Source organism: Streptomyces sp. SID1328 (genome assembly GCF_009865595.1).
GTDB classification, from domain to species: domain Bacteria; phylum Actinomycetota; class Actinomycetes; order Streptomycetales; family Streptomycetaceae; genus Streptomyces; species Streptomyces griseoluteus.
This window is the reverse complement of sequence record NZ_WWKH01001067.1, coordinates 1-14298: the sequence shown is the minus strand read 5'-3', so window position 1 is coordinate 14298 and position 14298 is coordinate 1. Positions and strand designations below refer to the sequence as shown.

Here is a 14298-nt window from a genome sequence, read left to right as displayed (position 1 = left end):
CGCTGACGCCGAGGCCGGCGGGGTGCTCGGCCAGCACGGTGAGCAGCCGCAGCCCCCGGCCCAGCATGTCGTCGCCGGATGGTGTGGTCACCGTGCGCGCCTTTCGTCGTTCACTGCCGCTGTCGTGGCCGGGCTGGGGATGGGGTGCGGCGGCCGTCCGTACGCGTGCCGGGGCGTCCGCCGCTTCGACGGTCACCGTACCGGGACCGGGCCGGCGCTCCTCGCGGGCTCGGGTGCGGCGAGGGTCAGCGCGGCGGCGACCAGGGTGCACACCGCCATCAGGCCGAAGGCGCCCGCGTCGCCCAGCTCGGTGCCGCGCACCCAGCCGACCAGGTAGGTCCCGGCGAACGAGCCGAGCGCGCCGAAGGAGTTGACCAGCGCGACGGCCGCGCCCGCGATCCCGGGCGGCGCGAGGGTGGTGACGAGCGCGAAGTACGGGCCGTAGGGGGCGTACAGGCACACGCCGGCCACCACCAGCAGGGTGAGGGCGAGCGGGAAGTCGCCGCCGGCCGCGTACGAGCCGAGCAGGGCGAGACCGCCGCAGGCCAGCCAGGGCCAGACGGCCACCCGGCGGCGCCCGCTGCGGTCGGAGAAGCGGGAGTTGACCAGCATCGCCACGGCCGCGCACGCGTACGGGATCGCGGTGAGCAGGCCGGTGGCGCCGATGCCCTCGCCGGAGCCCTTCTTGATGATGGCCGGGAGCCAGAACACGAAGCCGTACATGCCGAAGGACCAGAAGAAGTACTGCGCGGCCATGGTGAGCACGGCGGGGGAGCGCAGCACCCGGCCGTACCGCTCGCGCAGGGTGCCGGTCACCGGCGGCGCGGCCGTCTTCTCCGCCGCCAAGTCGGCTCGGAGCAGCGCGAGTTCGGGCTCGGGGAGGTTGCGTGCCTGCTCCGGACGGTCCTTGATGAGCCAGAGGCAGCACACGCCCCACAGCACCGACGGCACGCCCTCGGCGACGAACATCACCCGCCAGTCGGAGGCCGACACCAGCCAGCCGGAGACCGCCGACAGCCACATCACCGTGACCGGGTTGCCCAGGATGAGGAAGGTGTTGGCGCGGCCGCGCTCGCCGCGCGTGAACCACCGGCCGAGCAGCATCACCATCGACGGCAGCACCGCGCCCTCCACCACACCGAGCGCGAAGCGCACCGCGATGAGCTGGGCCGGGCTGCTGAGCATGCCCTGGAGCACGGCGAGCAGACCCCAGGCCACGGTCGACCAGGCCACCAGACGGCGGGCGCTGCGCTGTTCGGCGTAGATCGTGCCGGGGATCTGGAAGAAGAAGTAACCGAGGAAGAACGAGGCGGCGATCAGGGAGTCCGCCCCCGCCGACAGTCTCAGGTCCTCGGCCATGCCGCCGGCGGAGGCGATGGCGTAGTTGGACTTGTCGAGATAGGCGAGCGAGTACATGACGAACGCGACCGGCATCAGATACCGGGCGCGGGAGGACCGCCAGAAGCCTGTCTGCGTGGGTGCCGCCGCTGCGGTGTCGGTGGCGGGTGACGTCGCTGTCATCCCAGACCCCCTGTTTTCCGTGTGATGGAAAGTGTTTCACTGGACGGAAAGCACGGTACGAGACGGAGGGTCCGATGACCAGAGCTCTGCACCACACCGCCACCGGCGTCCTGCTGCCCTGGGCCGGCCTGGACCGGCAGCACGGCCCCTGGCCCGAGGGTGTCGAGGTCCAGGTGTGGGACGGGGTCACCCCCGGCAGCGAGCCCGCCGACGACGCGCTCGCCCGCGTCGGCCTGTGGGTGATGCCCTACGCCGTGCCGGACGCCGTGAACCTGCTGCCGAAGCTGACCGGCCTGCGCGCGGTGCAGTCACTCAGCGCCGGGGTCGAGAAGCTTTTCCCGCTCATGCCCGCCGGGGTCGCCCTGCACAACGGGCGCGGCCTGCACGACGCCTCCACCGCCGAGCACGCCCTCGGGCTGATCCTCGCCGCCCAGCGGGACCTCCCGCAGTGGGTCGCCGACCAGGGCGCCGGACGCTGGGAGCCGCACTTCACCCGCTCCCTCGCCGACGCCCGCGTCACCATCGTGGGCTACGGCTCCATCGGCGCGGCGCTGGAGCGGCGGCTGCTCGCCTGCGAGGCGGACGTCGTCCGGGTGGCGCGGCGCGCCCGGCCCGAGGAGGGCGTCCACGCGGTGGCCGACCTGCCCGCACTGCTGCCGGAGACGGACATCGTGGTGCTCGTCCTGCCCGAGAACCCGCACACCGTCGGCATGTTCGGCGCCGGGGAACTGGCCGCGCTGCCCGACGGCGCGCTGGTCGTCAACGTCGGCCGGGGCCGCACGCTGGACACCGGCGCGCTGCTCGCCGAGACCCGGTCGGGACGGCTGCGGGCGGCCCTGGACGTCACCGACCCCGAGCCGCTCCCGGCCGGCCACCCGCTGCGGCACGCCCCCGGCGTGCTCCTCACCCCGCACGTCGCGGGCGGCTCGGCCGCGTTCCGGCCGCGCGCGGAACGCCTGATCGTCGAGCAGGTACGCCGGTTCGCCGCCGGGGAGCCGCTGCACCACCTCTTCCCGCGCGACTGAGCTCCCGGCGGCCCTTGACGTGTCGTCAGGCCCCGCCCCGCTCGCGCGGAATCCTCAGCCCCGCCTCGATCGCCACCGGCAGCCGGTTCTCCGCCGGGGGCAGCGGGCAGGTGGCGAGGTCGGTGTAGGCGCAGGGCAGGTTCGCCGCCCGGTTGAAGTCGAGCACGACCGTGCCGTCGGCGGCGGGCGGGGCCAGGGAGAGCACCCGGTTCGCGGCGTACGTGGTGCGGCCGGAGGTCTCGTCGGTGAACAGCACCATCAGCCCGCCGGGGCCCTTGCCGGGGAACGCGGTCAGGGCCAGCGGGCGGCCCTCCAGCTCGAAGGTGATCCGGCCGGGCGCGTCGTACACGTGCCGGAGGTCCTCCACGGCCGCGCCCACCGTGGTCGGGCGGGGCTCGGGGAAGGGTTCGTAGCGGCCCGTCACCACCCAGCGCGGGTCCGGCGCGTAGGACGGCGTGCCCGCGAAGGCGGTACGTAGCGGAGCGTCCGGGTGCCGGGGGCGGACGATGTCGTGGCCGCCGCGCTTGGCCACCTCGATCACCGCGTCCCCCCACACCGCCTCGACGCCGCCGCGCTCGGGGAGCACACCGAAGTGGTGCTCGCCGCGCACCGGTTCCCCGGCCACGGTGAGTTCCTCACCCTCGTCCAGGGTCACGGTGACGCCCTCGGGGCCGGTGCGCCAGGCGCCGGGGGCGTCGGGGAACCGCCGAGGATGCTCGTCCAGCCAGTTCAGGCTGGTCACCGCGAGGAAGCCGTGCGGGTCGGCGAGGTTCTCCTCGTGCGCCCGGTACCAGTCCAGCCAGGACTCGGTGAAGGCGTGGAGGTCGGTGGCGGTGGCGTGGGTGGTCATCGGTGCTCCTTCGTCGTCGTGCGTGAGGGGACGGTGTCAGTCCGCCAGTTCGCCGAGGAGGGCGTAGGTGCGCAGCCGGGACGCGTCTCCGGCGATCTCGGTGCCGGTCAGGACCACCTCCGTCACCCCCGCCTCCCGGTAGCGGCGCACCTCGGCGGCGACCGTCTTCTCGTCGCCGATCACCGCCAGGTCGGCGGCCCGGCGGGCGCCGGAGAGTTCGAGGACCCTGGCGTAGGACGGGATCTGCTCGTAGAACGCGAGCTGCTCGGTGGCGGTCTCCCGTACGGCGTCCACCTCGTCGGTGACCACGCCGGGCACCAGGGCCACGATCCGGGGCGCGGGCCGCCCGGCGGCCTCGGCGGCCGCGTTGACCGCCGGGACGATGTCCCGCTCCAGCGCCCGTGGCCCGGCCAGGTACGGCAGGATGCCGTCGGCCAGTTCGCCGCTGACCCGGAGTGCCTGCGGGCCCATCGCGGCGACCAGTACGGGCACGCCGTCCTCGGCGCCCGGGACGCGGGCCGGGAGTGGGGTGGCGGCGGTGAGCAGTTCGCCGTGGAAGTCGGCCTCGCCGTGCTCGGTGAGCTGGCGCAACGCGGTGAGGAACTCGCGCAGCCGGGCGATGGGACGCTCGAAGGGCAGACCGAAGCCGTCCTCGGTCAGCAGCTTGGTGCCGAGCGCCAGACCCAGGTGGTAGCGGCCATGGGTGGCCGCCTGGGCGGTCTGGGCCTGGCTGGAGACGAGCAGGGGGTGGCGGCCGAAGACCGGGATCGCGGAGGTACCCACCTGGAGTCCGGGTACCTCGCGGCCGACGATCGCGGCGAGCTGGGGCGAGTCCGCGCCGAAGGTCTGCCCGAACCAGGCGGACCGTACCCCCGCCGCTGCGGCCTCGCGGGCCTGGAGCACGGAGGCGTCGACCTGGTTCGCGGCGCCGGGCGTGTTGAGCGCTACTCCAACAGTCATGACAAGGAGAACAGCCCGCCCCCGAGGCCGCATTCCGGTCCTTGTGTGACAGGTTCTTTGCGGGTGTGTGGAGGCCCGTCACCCCTACGGCGGTGCGGAACGGTTCGCGGAGGGGGTTCAGGGAACTCGGGGGCGCATGATTCACAGCATCCTGCGCGGCAGCGCGGCGGGCGCCGCCGGAACCACCGCCCTCAACGCCACCAGCTACGCCGACATGGCCCTGCGGGGCAGGTCCGCCAGTGACGTGCCCGCCGAGGCCGCCGGCAAGCTCGTCGAGGACATGGGGCTGCACCTCGGCGGGACGGGGGAGCAGCGGTCGAACCGGCTGTCCGCGCTCGGGGCGCTGGGCGGCATCGGGGTGGGCGTCGCCACCGGCGTGGTCGTCTCCCTGGCGCACCGCGCCGGTGCCCGGGTGCCGTGGTGGCTGGGGAGCCTGGCGACCGGCGTCCTCGCCATGGCGGCCACGGATGCCTCCATGACGCGGCTCGGTGTCACCGACCCCCGGACGTGGTCCCCCACGGACTGGGTGTCCGACCTGGTGCCCCACCTGGTCTTCGGCGCCGTCACCTACACGGTGGTGGCGGGCGACTGCCACCCCTGACGCCCGCCGCGTCCCGTGCCGGCCGCGGCCGGTCGTTCGCGCATGTGCAGAACGGCCGTGCGGCAGGCATGACCCGCAACCTCTCCCCAGGGCCTAGCTGTTAAGTGAGGCAAAGGCCCAAGGTTTCGCAACCATGACGCGGTCGCCACCGCGCTCACGGAGTGACATGAGAGACGACCGGGACGACAGGGACGCGCGCGACAACCGCCGCCCGCCGCCGCGCGGCGTGATCCACTGGCTGCCGCCGCACCGGCCCGACGACGAGTGCCCCTGGTGCCGGCTGCTCCTGCCGGCCGATGAGCCCCCCGAGCCCCCGCCCGACCGGGTCCCGCACCTCACCGGCCGCCTCAGAACCCTGATGGTGGCCTTCTCCGCCCTGGTCACCCTCGCAGCCGCCCTGGTCACCGTCTGGCGCACCTGACCCCCGGCTCACGCGCCCTCGGGCAGCGGCACCGACCACACCAGCACCGCGCCACCGCCCTCCGCGCCGCCCAATTCCAGGTGGCCGCCGAGCTGTTCGGCCCGCTCGGCCATGTTGCGCAGTCCGCTGCGCCGCCCGCCGGACGAGATACCCACCCCGTCGTCCGCGACCCGCAGCACCACCTCGCGGCCGTCGGTCGTCAGCACCACCTCGACCGCGTGCGCGCGGGCATGCCGGGCCACATTGGTCAGCGCCTCCGACAGTACGGCCACCACATGGTCGGCGATCCGCAGCGGCACGTCGGTGTCGATCAGCCCCTCCATCCGTACACCGGGCGCGAAGCCCAGCACCGGCGCCGCCTCACCGGCCACCCGCACGACCCGCGCCCGCAGCCCGCTGCCCGCACCGCCCTCGCGGGCCCGCAGCCCGAAGATGGTCGAGCGGATGATCTTGATGGTCTCGTCCAGGTCGTCCACCGCCCGCAGCACCCGGTCTGCGGCCTTGGGGTGCTCGATGAAACGGCCCGCGCTCTGCAGGGTCATCCCGGTGGCGAACAGCCGCTGGATCGCCAGGTCGTGCAGATCGCGCGCGATCCGGTCACGGTCTTCCAGCAGGGCCAACTGCTGTGCGTCCTGGCGGCGTTCGGCCAGCTCCATGGCGATGGCCGCCTGTGCGGCGAAACCCTGGAGCAGCTCGGTCTCCTTGTCCGAGAACACCGGCCGCCCCGCCTCGCGCACCAGCAGCACCACGCCCCGCGCGCCGACCTCGCCGGTGCCGATCGGCACCGCCACCGCCGGGCCCGGCCCGCGGAACCGGGACGGCTCGGCGGTGATCCGGTCGTCGCGGGTGATGTCGTCGCTGGTGACCGGCGCGGCCGTGGAGTACGCGAGCCCCATCAGCCCCTCGTGCAGCGGCAGAACCATACCCCGGTGTGCGTCGGCGCCCTCGCCCACCGCGATCTCCACCCTGAGCGAGGAGGCGTCCGCCATCGGCACGGCCACCTCCGCCAGCGCCGACCCGGTGATGTCACGGGCCCGCTCGGCGATCAGGTCCAGCGCCTCGGAGCGCTCGCTGCCCGGCATCAGCCGGTGCGTGATCTCCGCGTTCGCCAGCAGCCAGCGCTCGCGCAGCCGGGAGTCCTCGTACAGACGGGCGTTGTCGATGGCCACCCCGGCCGCCACCGCCAGCGTGGAGAGGACCGACTCGTCCTCCTCGTCGAACTCCAGGCCGCCGCGCTTCTCGGTCAGGTACAGATTCCCGAACACCTGGCCCCGCACCCGGATCGGCACCCCGAGGAAGCTCCGCATCGGCGGATGGTTGGGCGGGAAACCGTAGGACGCCGGGTGCTCGGAGATCTTCGACAGGCGCAGTGGCTCCGGGTGCCGGATCAGCTCGCCGAGGATGCCGTGGCCCTGCGGGTACGGGCCGATCTCGGTGATCTTCTCGTCGGAGACGCCGGCCGTGTGGAACGCGGACAGGGTGCGGCCGTCCGGTCCGATCACCCCGAGCGCCGCGTACTCGGCGTCCACCAGCGCGGCCGCCGCCTCCACGATCGAGTGCAGCGCCTGCTCCAGGTCCAGTTCCCGCCCGACGCTCAGCACCGCCTCCAGCAGGCTGTGCACCCGGTCCCTGGTGCCGCGGGCCGCGTCGATCCGCGCCTGCAACTCCTCCAGCAGCTCGTCCAGCTTCAGTTGCGGCAGCAGCACGCGTGGCTCTCGTGGCTCTCTGGGGCTTGCCACCACGGTCCTCCACCTCGGCTCGGCGCGCGAAGTCGGCACCAGTGGGTCGTCGCTTCCACCGTATCGGTCCCGCGTACGGCCCGGTACGCGCAACCGGAAGGGGGAGGGACCACGCGATGCGCATGCCGTTCACGACATCGGGACGGCCACCTCGTGCCGGTCCGCGCCCAGCACCACCTTCAGCGCGCCGGTCTCGGCGGCGTGGCCGAACACCTCGTACGCCTCCGCCATGTGGTTCAGCGGGAAGGTGTGCGTGACCAGCTCCGCGGTCGGCAGCCGGCCCGCGGCCGCCATCCGCAGCAGGGCCGGGGTCGAGTACGTGTCCACCAGGCCCGTCGTGATGGTGACGTCCCGGATCCACAGGTTCTCCAGGTGCAGCATCGCCGGTGAACCGTGGACGCCGACGTTGGCCACGTGCCCGCAGGGCCGCACCACCTGGGTGCACAGCTCGAAGCTCTCCGGCACGCCGACCGCCTCCACGGCCACGTCCGCGCCGAGCCCGCCCGTGAGGTCGTCCACCAGCATCCGGGGGTCCTCCCCGGCGAAGGCGATGACGTCCGCGCCCAGCCGCCGGGCCGCCTGCAGCCGGGTCCTGGCCAGGTCCACCACGATGATCCGCTCCGGTCCGTACAGCCGGGCCGTGACCACGGCCGCCAGCCCGATCGGCCCCGCGCCCACGATCACCACCGTGTCGCCCGCCCGGACCTGGCCGTTGAGCACGCCCACCTCGTACGCGGTGGGGAGGATGTCCGCCAGCAGCACCGCGACCTCGCTCGGCACGGCGGCCGGCAGCGGGTGCACGGAGAGGTCGGCGAACGGGACCCGGACGTACTCGGCCTGGGCGCCGTCCACGAGGTGGCCGAGTATCCAGCCACCCCCGCCGAGGCACTGGCCGTACCGGCTCTCCCGGCAGAAGCGGCACCGTCCGCACGACGTGATGCAGGAGACCAGCACCCGGTCGCCCGGCCGGACCGTGCGCACGTCGCTGCCCACGTCGACGATCTCGCCGACCGCCTCGTGGCCCAGCACCGTGCCGGGCGGCACCTCGGGCACGTCGCCCTTGAGGATGTGCAGGTCGGTCCCGCAGATGGACACCATGCCGACCCTGACGATCGCGTCGGTCGGCTCCTTGACAGCGGGGTCCGGGACGTCCTCCCAGGACGCCTGGCCCGGTCCGTGAAAGACGAAGCCCTTCATGACGCTCCTCACCTCGTCGGCCGGCCTGCTGACCCCACGCCTGCCGTCACGGCCAGGAACCGGCCCCTGCTTCCAGCTTCGCCGCCCCCGCGCCCACGCGCACGGGCCGCCCGCCCCACGTCCGGCGGGCCGGGGCGGCTACGCCGGTTCCGGGACCACCGCGACCGGGCAGGGGGCGCGGTGGAGCACGCCGTGGGCGACCCGGCCGAGCTGGAGGCCGAAGCCACCGTGCCGGGGATGGCCGCCGACCACCAGGAGGGTGGCGCCCGGCGCGGCCTGGACGAGGGCGTCACGGGTGGGGCCCTCCGGGGTACGGACGACCGTCGCCACCCCTTCCGGCACGTCCCGCAGGGCCGCGGCCACCACCTCCCGCGCGGCCTCCTCCAGGTCGCCCTCGCCCGCGTCGTGGCCGGTGAAGCCCGAGGGCCGCCGCCAGGCGCGTACCGCCTCCAGCGGGAGGCCCCGCAGTCCGGCCTCCTCGGCGGCGAACCGGACGGCGGCCGCGTCCCGGGGCTTGCCGCCGACCGCCAGCACGATCCGCGGTGAGCCGCCGGGCTCCTCGTCCTCCGGGCCCTCGCGCAGCACGAACACCGGGCAGTGGGCGTGCCCGGCGACCGTCAGGCTGACCGAGCCGAGCAGCGCCTCGGTGAAACCGCTGCGCCCCCGGCTGCCCAGCACCACCGCGCGGGCGATACTGCTCTCCCGGACCAGCGCGTACTCCGGTTCGCCGGCCAGCACGTCGGTGGTGACCTCCACACCGGGCCGGCGCGACCGGGCGCGGGCCTCGGCGGTGCCGACCACGTCCCTCGCCATGACCTCCTCGACGGGACGGTTCAGCTCCTGGGCGATCAGCTCGCCCTCGTAGCGCTCCCAGAGCGAGGCGTACACCAGGCGCAGCGGCGCCCCGCGCAGGGCGGCCTCCTCGGCGCCCCAGTCCACGGCGCGCAGGCTGGGCGCGGAACCGTCCACACCGACCACGATCGGCTCGTCCATCGGGTTCTCCACTTCGCTCAGGCGTGCGGGACGACGGCGACGGGGGCGGGGGAGTGGTGCAGCACGGCGTGCGCGACATGCCCGAGGTGCGCGCCGAGCCGGGCCGTGCGCACCCGGCGGCCGACCACGACCAGGCAGGCGTCGCGGGAGGCGTCCACCAGCACCGACCCGGCGCTGCCCTCCACGGCCGCCTCGGCCATGTCGACGTCCGGGAACGACTCCCGCCACGGCTCGAGCGCCCGGCCGAGCATGAACGCGTTGCGCGGCTCCAGCGCCTCCTCGACGACCGGAGGCGCCTCCGCCTCGTAGGCGTAACCGGGGCTGTTGTACGAGGGCGCGGGTTGCGGCGCCCAGGCGTACACCACCCGCAGCGGGGAGCCGCGCAGCGCGGCCGCGCCGAGGGCGAACTCCAGGAGGGCCGCGTCGGGCGCGGTGATGTCCAGGCCCAGCACCACCGGCCGGAACGGCGTCGCGGCCGACGGAATGCCCGTGGGGTCCGCACCGTGCTCGTCGGCGGCCTGCTCACCCGCCCTGACCAGCACCACCGGGCAGTCGGCGTGGCCGGAGACCGCCAGGCCGACCGAGCCCACGATGAACCCGTGCAGGCCGCCCAGGCCGCGCGAGCCGAGCGCCAGCAGCTCAGAGGTCCCGGCGGCCTCGCACAGCACGTCCACCGGGTCGCCGGTGCGCCGTTCGGTGATCACCTCCAGGCCGGGATGGCGCAGCCGCAGCCCCTCCGCGCTCTCGTCCGGCGCCCGCTCGATCCAGTCCCGCTCGGCCTCGGCACCCAGCAGCGGGGCCTGTGCCAGGGGGTCCGGCAGCGGCTCCCACACCTGCACGAGCCGCAGCGGCAGCCCGCGCAGCACCGCCTCGCGCGCCGCCCACTCGACGGCGGCCCGGCTCTCGGCGGAGCCGTCCAGGCCCGCGGTCACGGTTCGGGGCATCGCCTGCACCTCCCTGGCTCGTGGGGGCTCTTACGGCCCGGCTCATCCGGGGGCCGTACGGGGCCCACCCACCAGCCTGACCGCAACCGGCCCTTGGGGCCACGGCCACAGGTCCCTCCGGGGGACCGGGAGTCCCGCCGACCAGGTCCGTTCGGCCCTAGTGTGGGTGTCGTGGACCGGCGATGATCGTGCCGGTGGGCCGTCCGTCGCGCCTGTCGGCCCGCGGGAACGAGAGGCCGTCATGCCCGAGACACGCACCTTCACGGAGCAGGACCCCGTCCGGGTCTTCCTGCTCGACGACCACGAGGTCGTCCGCCGGGGCCTCGTCGACCTGCTGGACGCCGAACCCGACATCGCCGTGGTCGGCGAGGCCGACACCGCCGCGCACGCCCTTGCCCGCGGCCCCGCGCTGCGCCCGCACGTGGCCGTGCTCGACGTGCGCCTCCCCGACGGCGACGGCATCACCGTCTGCCGCGAACTGCGCGACCGCATGCCGGGTCTGGCCTGCCTGATGCTGACCTCGTTCGACGACGAGGACGCCCTGCTCGACGCGATCATGGCGGGGGCCGCCGGATACGTGCTGAAGCAGATCAAGGGCTCCGACCTGGTCTCCGCGGTGCGCACGGTCGCCTCCGGGCAGTCGATGCTGGACCCCGCGACCACCGCCCGGCTGCTTCGCTCGCTGCGCGCCGACCCGGCCGGGACCACGCCCGCGCTGCCGCCCGAGCTGGAGGCCCTCTCGCTCCGCGAGCGGGACGTCCTCGCCCTGATCGGGGACGGCCTGACCAACCGGGAGATCGGCAAGCGGCTCTACCTCTCCGAGAAGACGGTCAAGAACCACATCTCCCGCCTGCTCGCCAAGCTCGGGGTCCAGCGCCGGGTCCAGGCGGCGGTGCTCGCCTCTCAGCTCGACCCCCACCAGCCGCGCTGAGCGGGGGTTCAGAGCAGGCCGCCGCTGCCGTAGGGGGCGTACAGGTCGAGGAGGCGGACGCGGGAGGAGTGCAGGCGGTGGGCCACCACCCGGCCGACCCAGGTGGCGACTGCCCGGCCGAAGGCGGGGTCCTCGGCGCAGCGGGCGCGGACCGTCTCGGCGTCGAACTCCCAGGCCCGCACCGGGCTCATCGCCTCGCCGCCCAGGTGCCATACGCAGGGCGTGAAGTACCAGGACCAGCCCACGAGTTCACCGTGGCCGAGGGACTCCACCACCGCCGGGCGGCGGCCGGGGACATGGAGGTCGAGGCAGACGGTTCCGGTACGGACGATCCAGAACCGGTCGGCGCGCCGCCCCTCCTCGAAGAGCCGGGTGCCGGCCGGGAAGGAGACCTCGCGGGCCAGCTCCATCAGCCGCTCGCGCTGCAGTGGTTCCAGGGCCGTGGTCATGGTGGTCGTGGTCATCGCACCGGCTCCCTTCGAGGCGTCTGCCCTTAAGGGTCGTACCGCTCCCGCCCGGTGCGCCACGGGCCGTTCGGCCCCGGCCGGGGACCCTTCGGCCCCCGGCCGGACCAGTGCTAGAAGACGATGCCCACGTGGGCCAGCGCCTGCTTCAGCAGGGCGCCGTGGCCGCCGGGCATCTCGTCGTGCAGGGCCGCCGAGGCGGCCTCCTGCGGGGTGAACCAGACCAGGTCCAGCGCGTCCTGCCGGGGACGGCAGTCGCCGGTCACCGGCACGATGTAGGCCAGCGAGACCGCGTGCTGACGCGGGTCGTGGTACGGGGTGACACCGGCCGTGGGGAAGTACTCCGCGACCGTGAACGGCTGCGTGGAGACGGGGACGCGGGGCAGCGCGACCGGGCCGAGGTCCTTCTCCAGGTGCCGCAGCAGCGCGTCGCGCACCCGCTCGTGGTGCAGGACGCGGCCGGAGACCAGGGTGCGGCTGACCGTGCCGTCCGGGCCGATGCGCAACAGCAGCCCGATACTGGTGACTTCACCGCTGTCGTCCACCCGCACGGGCACGGCCTCGACGTACAGGATCGGCATCCGGGCCCTGGCCATCTCCAGCTCGTCCGTGGTCAGCCAGCCGGGCGTGGTCTCGGTCATGTCAGACATTGCTTGATCATACTTTCCGGGTGGGTACCCGCCGCGGGTGCGGGCGGGCTCGGACACATGCGGCTTGCGGGGGCCGGGGAGGCTCACGGTTTCACGGCGACGGCCCCGAACTGCGGTACGGGGAGCGCGTCCGCCGCGTCCGGACGCCACTGCGAGCACGGCACGAGGCCCGGCTCGACCGGCTTAAGACCGTCGAGGAAGGACGCGATCTCCGCGCGGCCGCGGCCGGTGACCGGCGGGGTGGCGTGGGCGTTCCAGAACTCCATGGCGGTCACGTTCCCCGCGCCGCCCACTTCAGCGTCGAAGGTCGGGTGGGTGAGCACCAGCACACTGCCGGACGGGACGGCGGCCATGATCCGGCGGACGATCTCCTGTGCCTCGGCGCCGTCCAGGACGAAGTTGAGGATGCCGAGCATCAGCACCGCGACCGGCCGGCCCGGGTCCAGCGTCTTCGCGGCGCGTCGCACGACGGCGTCCGGGTCCCGGACGTCCGCGTCGACGTATTCCACGACGCCCTCGGGGGAGCCGGTGAGCAGGGCGCGGGCGTGGGCCGGCACGACCGGGTCGTTGTCGACGTAGACGATCCGCGACTCGGGGGCCACCCGCTGGGCGATCTCGTGGGTGTTCTCCGCGGCAGGCAGCCCGGCGCCCAGGTCGAGGAACTGCCGGATGCCGCGCTCGGCCGCCAGGTGGCGCACCGCGCGCACCAGGAAGTCCCGGTCCGCGCGGGCCACGTCCCGGATCACCGGGAACATCCCGGCGATCTGCTCACCCACGCGCCGGTCCACCTCGTAGTGGGCGTCGCCGCCGATCCAGAAGTTCCAGACGCGCGCGTTGTGCGCCACGGAGGTGTCCGGCCGTGCCGCCCCGGCCGTGGCGGAGTCCTGGTCGCTCAACGTGCCGCCCTTCCGCCGCCCCTTGATCACGCCGTCCCGCGTCATTGTGCCGTCCGGCGAACCCGGTGTCCCGAAAATCACGCACGGTACGCGAACGGGCACCGAACGGGCATCCCCGGACCGCCCGCCCCGCCCGGAGACAAGCCCGTTAGGGCCATGAGGAACACTGGGGGCGTCCCGCGAACCGACCGGAAGCAGCACATGTCAGCGACGCCCGCGCCCCTCCTCGACGTCCCCGGCGAGCCCTCGGGACCCGCCGACATCCGCCTGGTGGTGACCGACATGGACGGCACCCTGCTGGACGACGACAAGCGGCCGCCCGCCACCCTGCGGCCCCTGCTCGCCGAACTCCGGCGCCGGGGCGTGCTGTTCAGCCCCGCGAGCGGCCGCCAGTACGCCACGCTGGCCGAGGAGTTCGCCGACGTGGCCGAGGGCATGGTGTTCATCGCGGAGAACGGCACCTATGTGGTCCGCGACGGCGTCGAACTCAGCTCCGACCCGCTGGACCCCGCGACCGCCGCCGAGCTCGCCGGCACGGTACGGGGGCTGGCCGGGCGGGGCGTGGACGCCGGCGCCGTGGTCTGCGGCAAGCGGGCCGCGTACGTGGAGCGGAGCGACGAGGCGTTCCTCGCGGAGGTGCGCAAGTACTACGTCTCGCACCGCGTGGTCGAGGACGTGACCGCGGTGGACGACGAGATCATCAAGGTCGCGGTGTACGACTTCGGCCCCGCCGAGCACGGTGCCGCCCCCGCCCTCGCGCCCTTCGCCGACAGCCACCAGGTCGTGGTGTCCGGCGAGCACTGGGTGGACGTGATGAACCGCACCGCCAACAAGGGCGCCGCCCTGCGCGGCCTCCAGCGCGATCTGGGCATCACGCCGGCCCAGACCATGGTCTTCGGCGACTACCTCAACGACCTGGAGATGCTGGACGCCGCCGACTGGTCCTTCGCCATGGCCAACGCGCACCCGGACGTCATCAGCCGCGCCCGCCACCTGGCCCCCTCCAACAACGACCACGGGGTGCCCCGGACGATCGCGCGGATACTCGGCATAACCCTCTAGGTCCTGTCTGACAATTCCCGTCTGCCGCGCGACGCCATGCACGC

General features: G+C 74.0%; 15 protein-coding genes. 5 read left to right on the top strand and 10 right to left on the bottom strand.

All coding sequences use genetic code 11. The annotated features are described in order from the left end of the window. Positions 1 to 192: 192 nt before the first annotated feature. Positions 193 to 1521, bottom strand: coding sequence for an MFS transporter (locus GT030_RS34270; protein ID WP_161204395.1), 1329 nt, complete (start codon positions 1519 to 1521; stop codon positions 193 to 195). A 74-nt stretch (positions 1522 to 1595) separates the two neighbouring features. Between GT030_RS34270 and GT030_RS34265 the strand changes: the two genes are divergently transcribed. Beyond that, on the top strand, positions 1596 to 2546 hold the full coding sequence (locus tag GT030_RS34265; RefSeq protein ID WP_161204394.1) for a 2-hydroxyacid dehydrogenase: 951 nt from the start codon (positions 1596 to 1598) through the stop codon (positions 2544 to 2546). 25 nt (positions 2547 to 2571) lie between these two features. Here the strand turns inward: GT030_RS34265 and GT030_RS34260 are convergent, their stop codons facing one another. Next, positions 2572 to 3396 (bottom strand): DUF1684 domain-containing protein, encoded by an 825-nt coding sequence (locus GT030_RS34260; protein WP_161204393.1) that lies wholly within the window; start codon positions 3394 to 3396, stop codon positions 2572 to 2574. A 36-nt stretch (positions 3397 to 3432) separates the two neighbouring features. Next, complete coding sequence (locus GT030_RS34255; protein ID WP_161204392.1) at positions 3433 to 4356, bottom strand: LLM class F420-dependent oxidoreductase; 924 nt, start codon at positions 4354 to 4356, stop codon at positions 3433 to 3435. A 136-nt stretch (positions 4357 to 4492) separates the two neighbouring features. Between GT030_RS34255 and GT030_RS34250 the strand changes: the two genes are divergently transcribed. Continuing rightward, the gene (locus GT030_RS34250) at positions 4493 to 4957 is read left to right on the top strand and encodes a hypothetical protein (RefSeq protein ID WP_161204391.1); all 465 of its coding nucleotides are present in this window, start codon (positions 4493 to 4495) and stop codon (positions 4955 to 4957) included. A 166-nt stretch (positions 4958 to 5123) separates the two neighbouring features. Next, the gene (locus GT030_RS34245; RefSeq protein WP_161204390.1) at positions 5124 to 5378 is read left to right on the top strand and encodes a hypothetical protein; all 255 of its coding nucleotides are present in this window, start codon (positions 5124 to 5126) and stop codon (positions 5376 to 5378) included. Between the two features lie 8 nt (positions 5379 to 5386). Here the strand turns inward: GT030_RS34245 and GT030_RS34240 are convergent, their stop codons facing one another. From GT030_RS34240 to GT030_RS34225, 4 genes are all read right to left on the bottom strand, one after another. Next, the gene (locus GT030_RS34240; RefSeq protein ID WP_161204389.1) at positions 5387 to 7117 is read right to left on the bottom strand and encodes a GAF domain-containing protein; all 1731 of its coding nucleotides are present in this window, start codon (positions 7115 to 7117) and stop codon (positions 5387 to 5389) included. A 129-nt stretch (positions 7118 to 7246) separates the two neighbouring features. Continuing rightward, a complete protein-coding gene (locus tag GT030_RS34235; protein ID WP_161204388.1) occupies positions 7247 to 8314 on the bottom strand; it encodes a zinc-dependent alcohol dehydrogenase family protein in 1068 nt (355 codons plus the stop codon). 138 nt (positions 8315 to 8452) lie between these two features. After that, complete coding sequence (locus GT030_RS34230) at positions 8453 to 9307, bottom strand: universal stress protein (protein WP_161204387.1); 855 nt, start codon at positions 9305 to 9307, stop codon at positions 8453 to 8455. A gap of 17 nt (positions 9308 to 9324) precedes the next feature. Then, positions 9325 to 10251, bottom strand: coding sequence for a universal stress protein (locus tag GT030_RS34225; RefSeq protein WP_161204386.1), 927 nt, complete (start codon positions 10249 to 10251; stop codon positions 9325 to 9327). A gap of 241 nt (positions 10252 to 10492) precedes the next feature. Here GT030_RS34225 and GT030_RS34220 point away from each other — a divergent pair, with 241 nt between their 5' ends. Then, on the top strand, positions 10493 to 11182 hold the full coding sequence (locus GT030_RS34220) for a response regulator transcription factor (protein WP_161204385.1): 690 nt from the start codon (positions 10493 to 10495) through the stop codon (positions 11180 to 11182). 8 nt (positions 11183 to 11190) lie between these two features. Here GT030_RS34220 and GT030_RS34215 read toward each other — a convergent pair whose 3' ends face one another. The 3 genes from GT030_RS34215 to GT030_RS34205 form a co-directional block, all read right to left on the bottom strand. Next, on the bottom strand, positions 11191 to 11646 hold the full coding sequence (locus tag GT030_RS34215) for a cyclic nucleotide-binding domain-containing protein (RefSeq protein WP_161204384.1): 456 nt from the start codon (positions 11644 to 11646) through the stop codon (positions 11191 to 11193). Positions 11647 to 11759: 113 nt separating this feature from the next. After that, positions 11760 to 12287: an NUDIX hydrolase family protein gene (locus tag GT030_RS34210; protein ID WP_161204397.1), complete on the bottom strand. Its 528-nt coding sequence runs from the start codon at positions 12285 to 12287 to the stop codon at positions 11760 to 11762. Positions 12288 to 12379: 92 nt separating this feature from the next. After that, positions 12380 to 13192, bottom strand: coding sequence for an SAM-dependent methyltransferase (locus GT030_RS34205; protein ID WP_161204396.1), 813 nt, complete (start codon positions 13190 to 13192; stop codon positions 12380 to 12382). A 201-nt stretch (positions 13193 to 13393) separates the two neighbouring features. Between GT030_RS34205 and GT030_RS34200 the strand changes: the two genes are divergently transcribed. Beyond that, positions 13394 to 14254, top strand: a complete 861-nt coding sequence (locus GT030_RS34200) for a Cof-type HAD-IIB family hydrolase (RefSeq protein ID WP_161204383.1) — start codon at positions 13394 to 13396, stop codon at positions 14252 to 14254. Positions 14255 to 14298 lie beyond the last annotated feature (44 nt).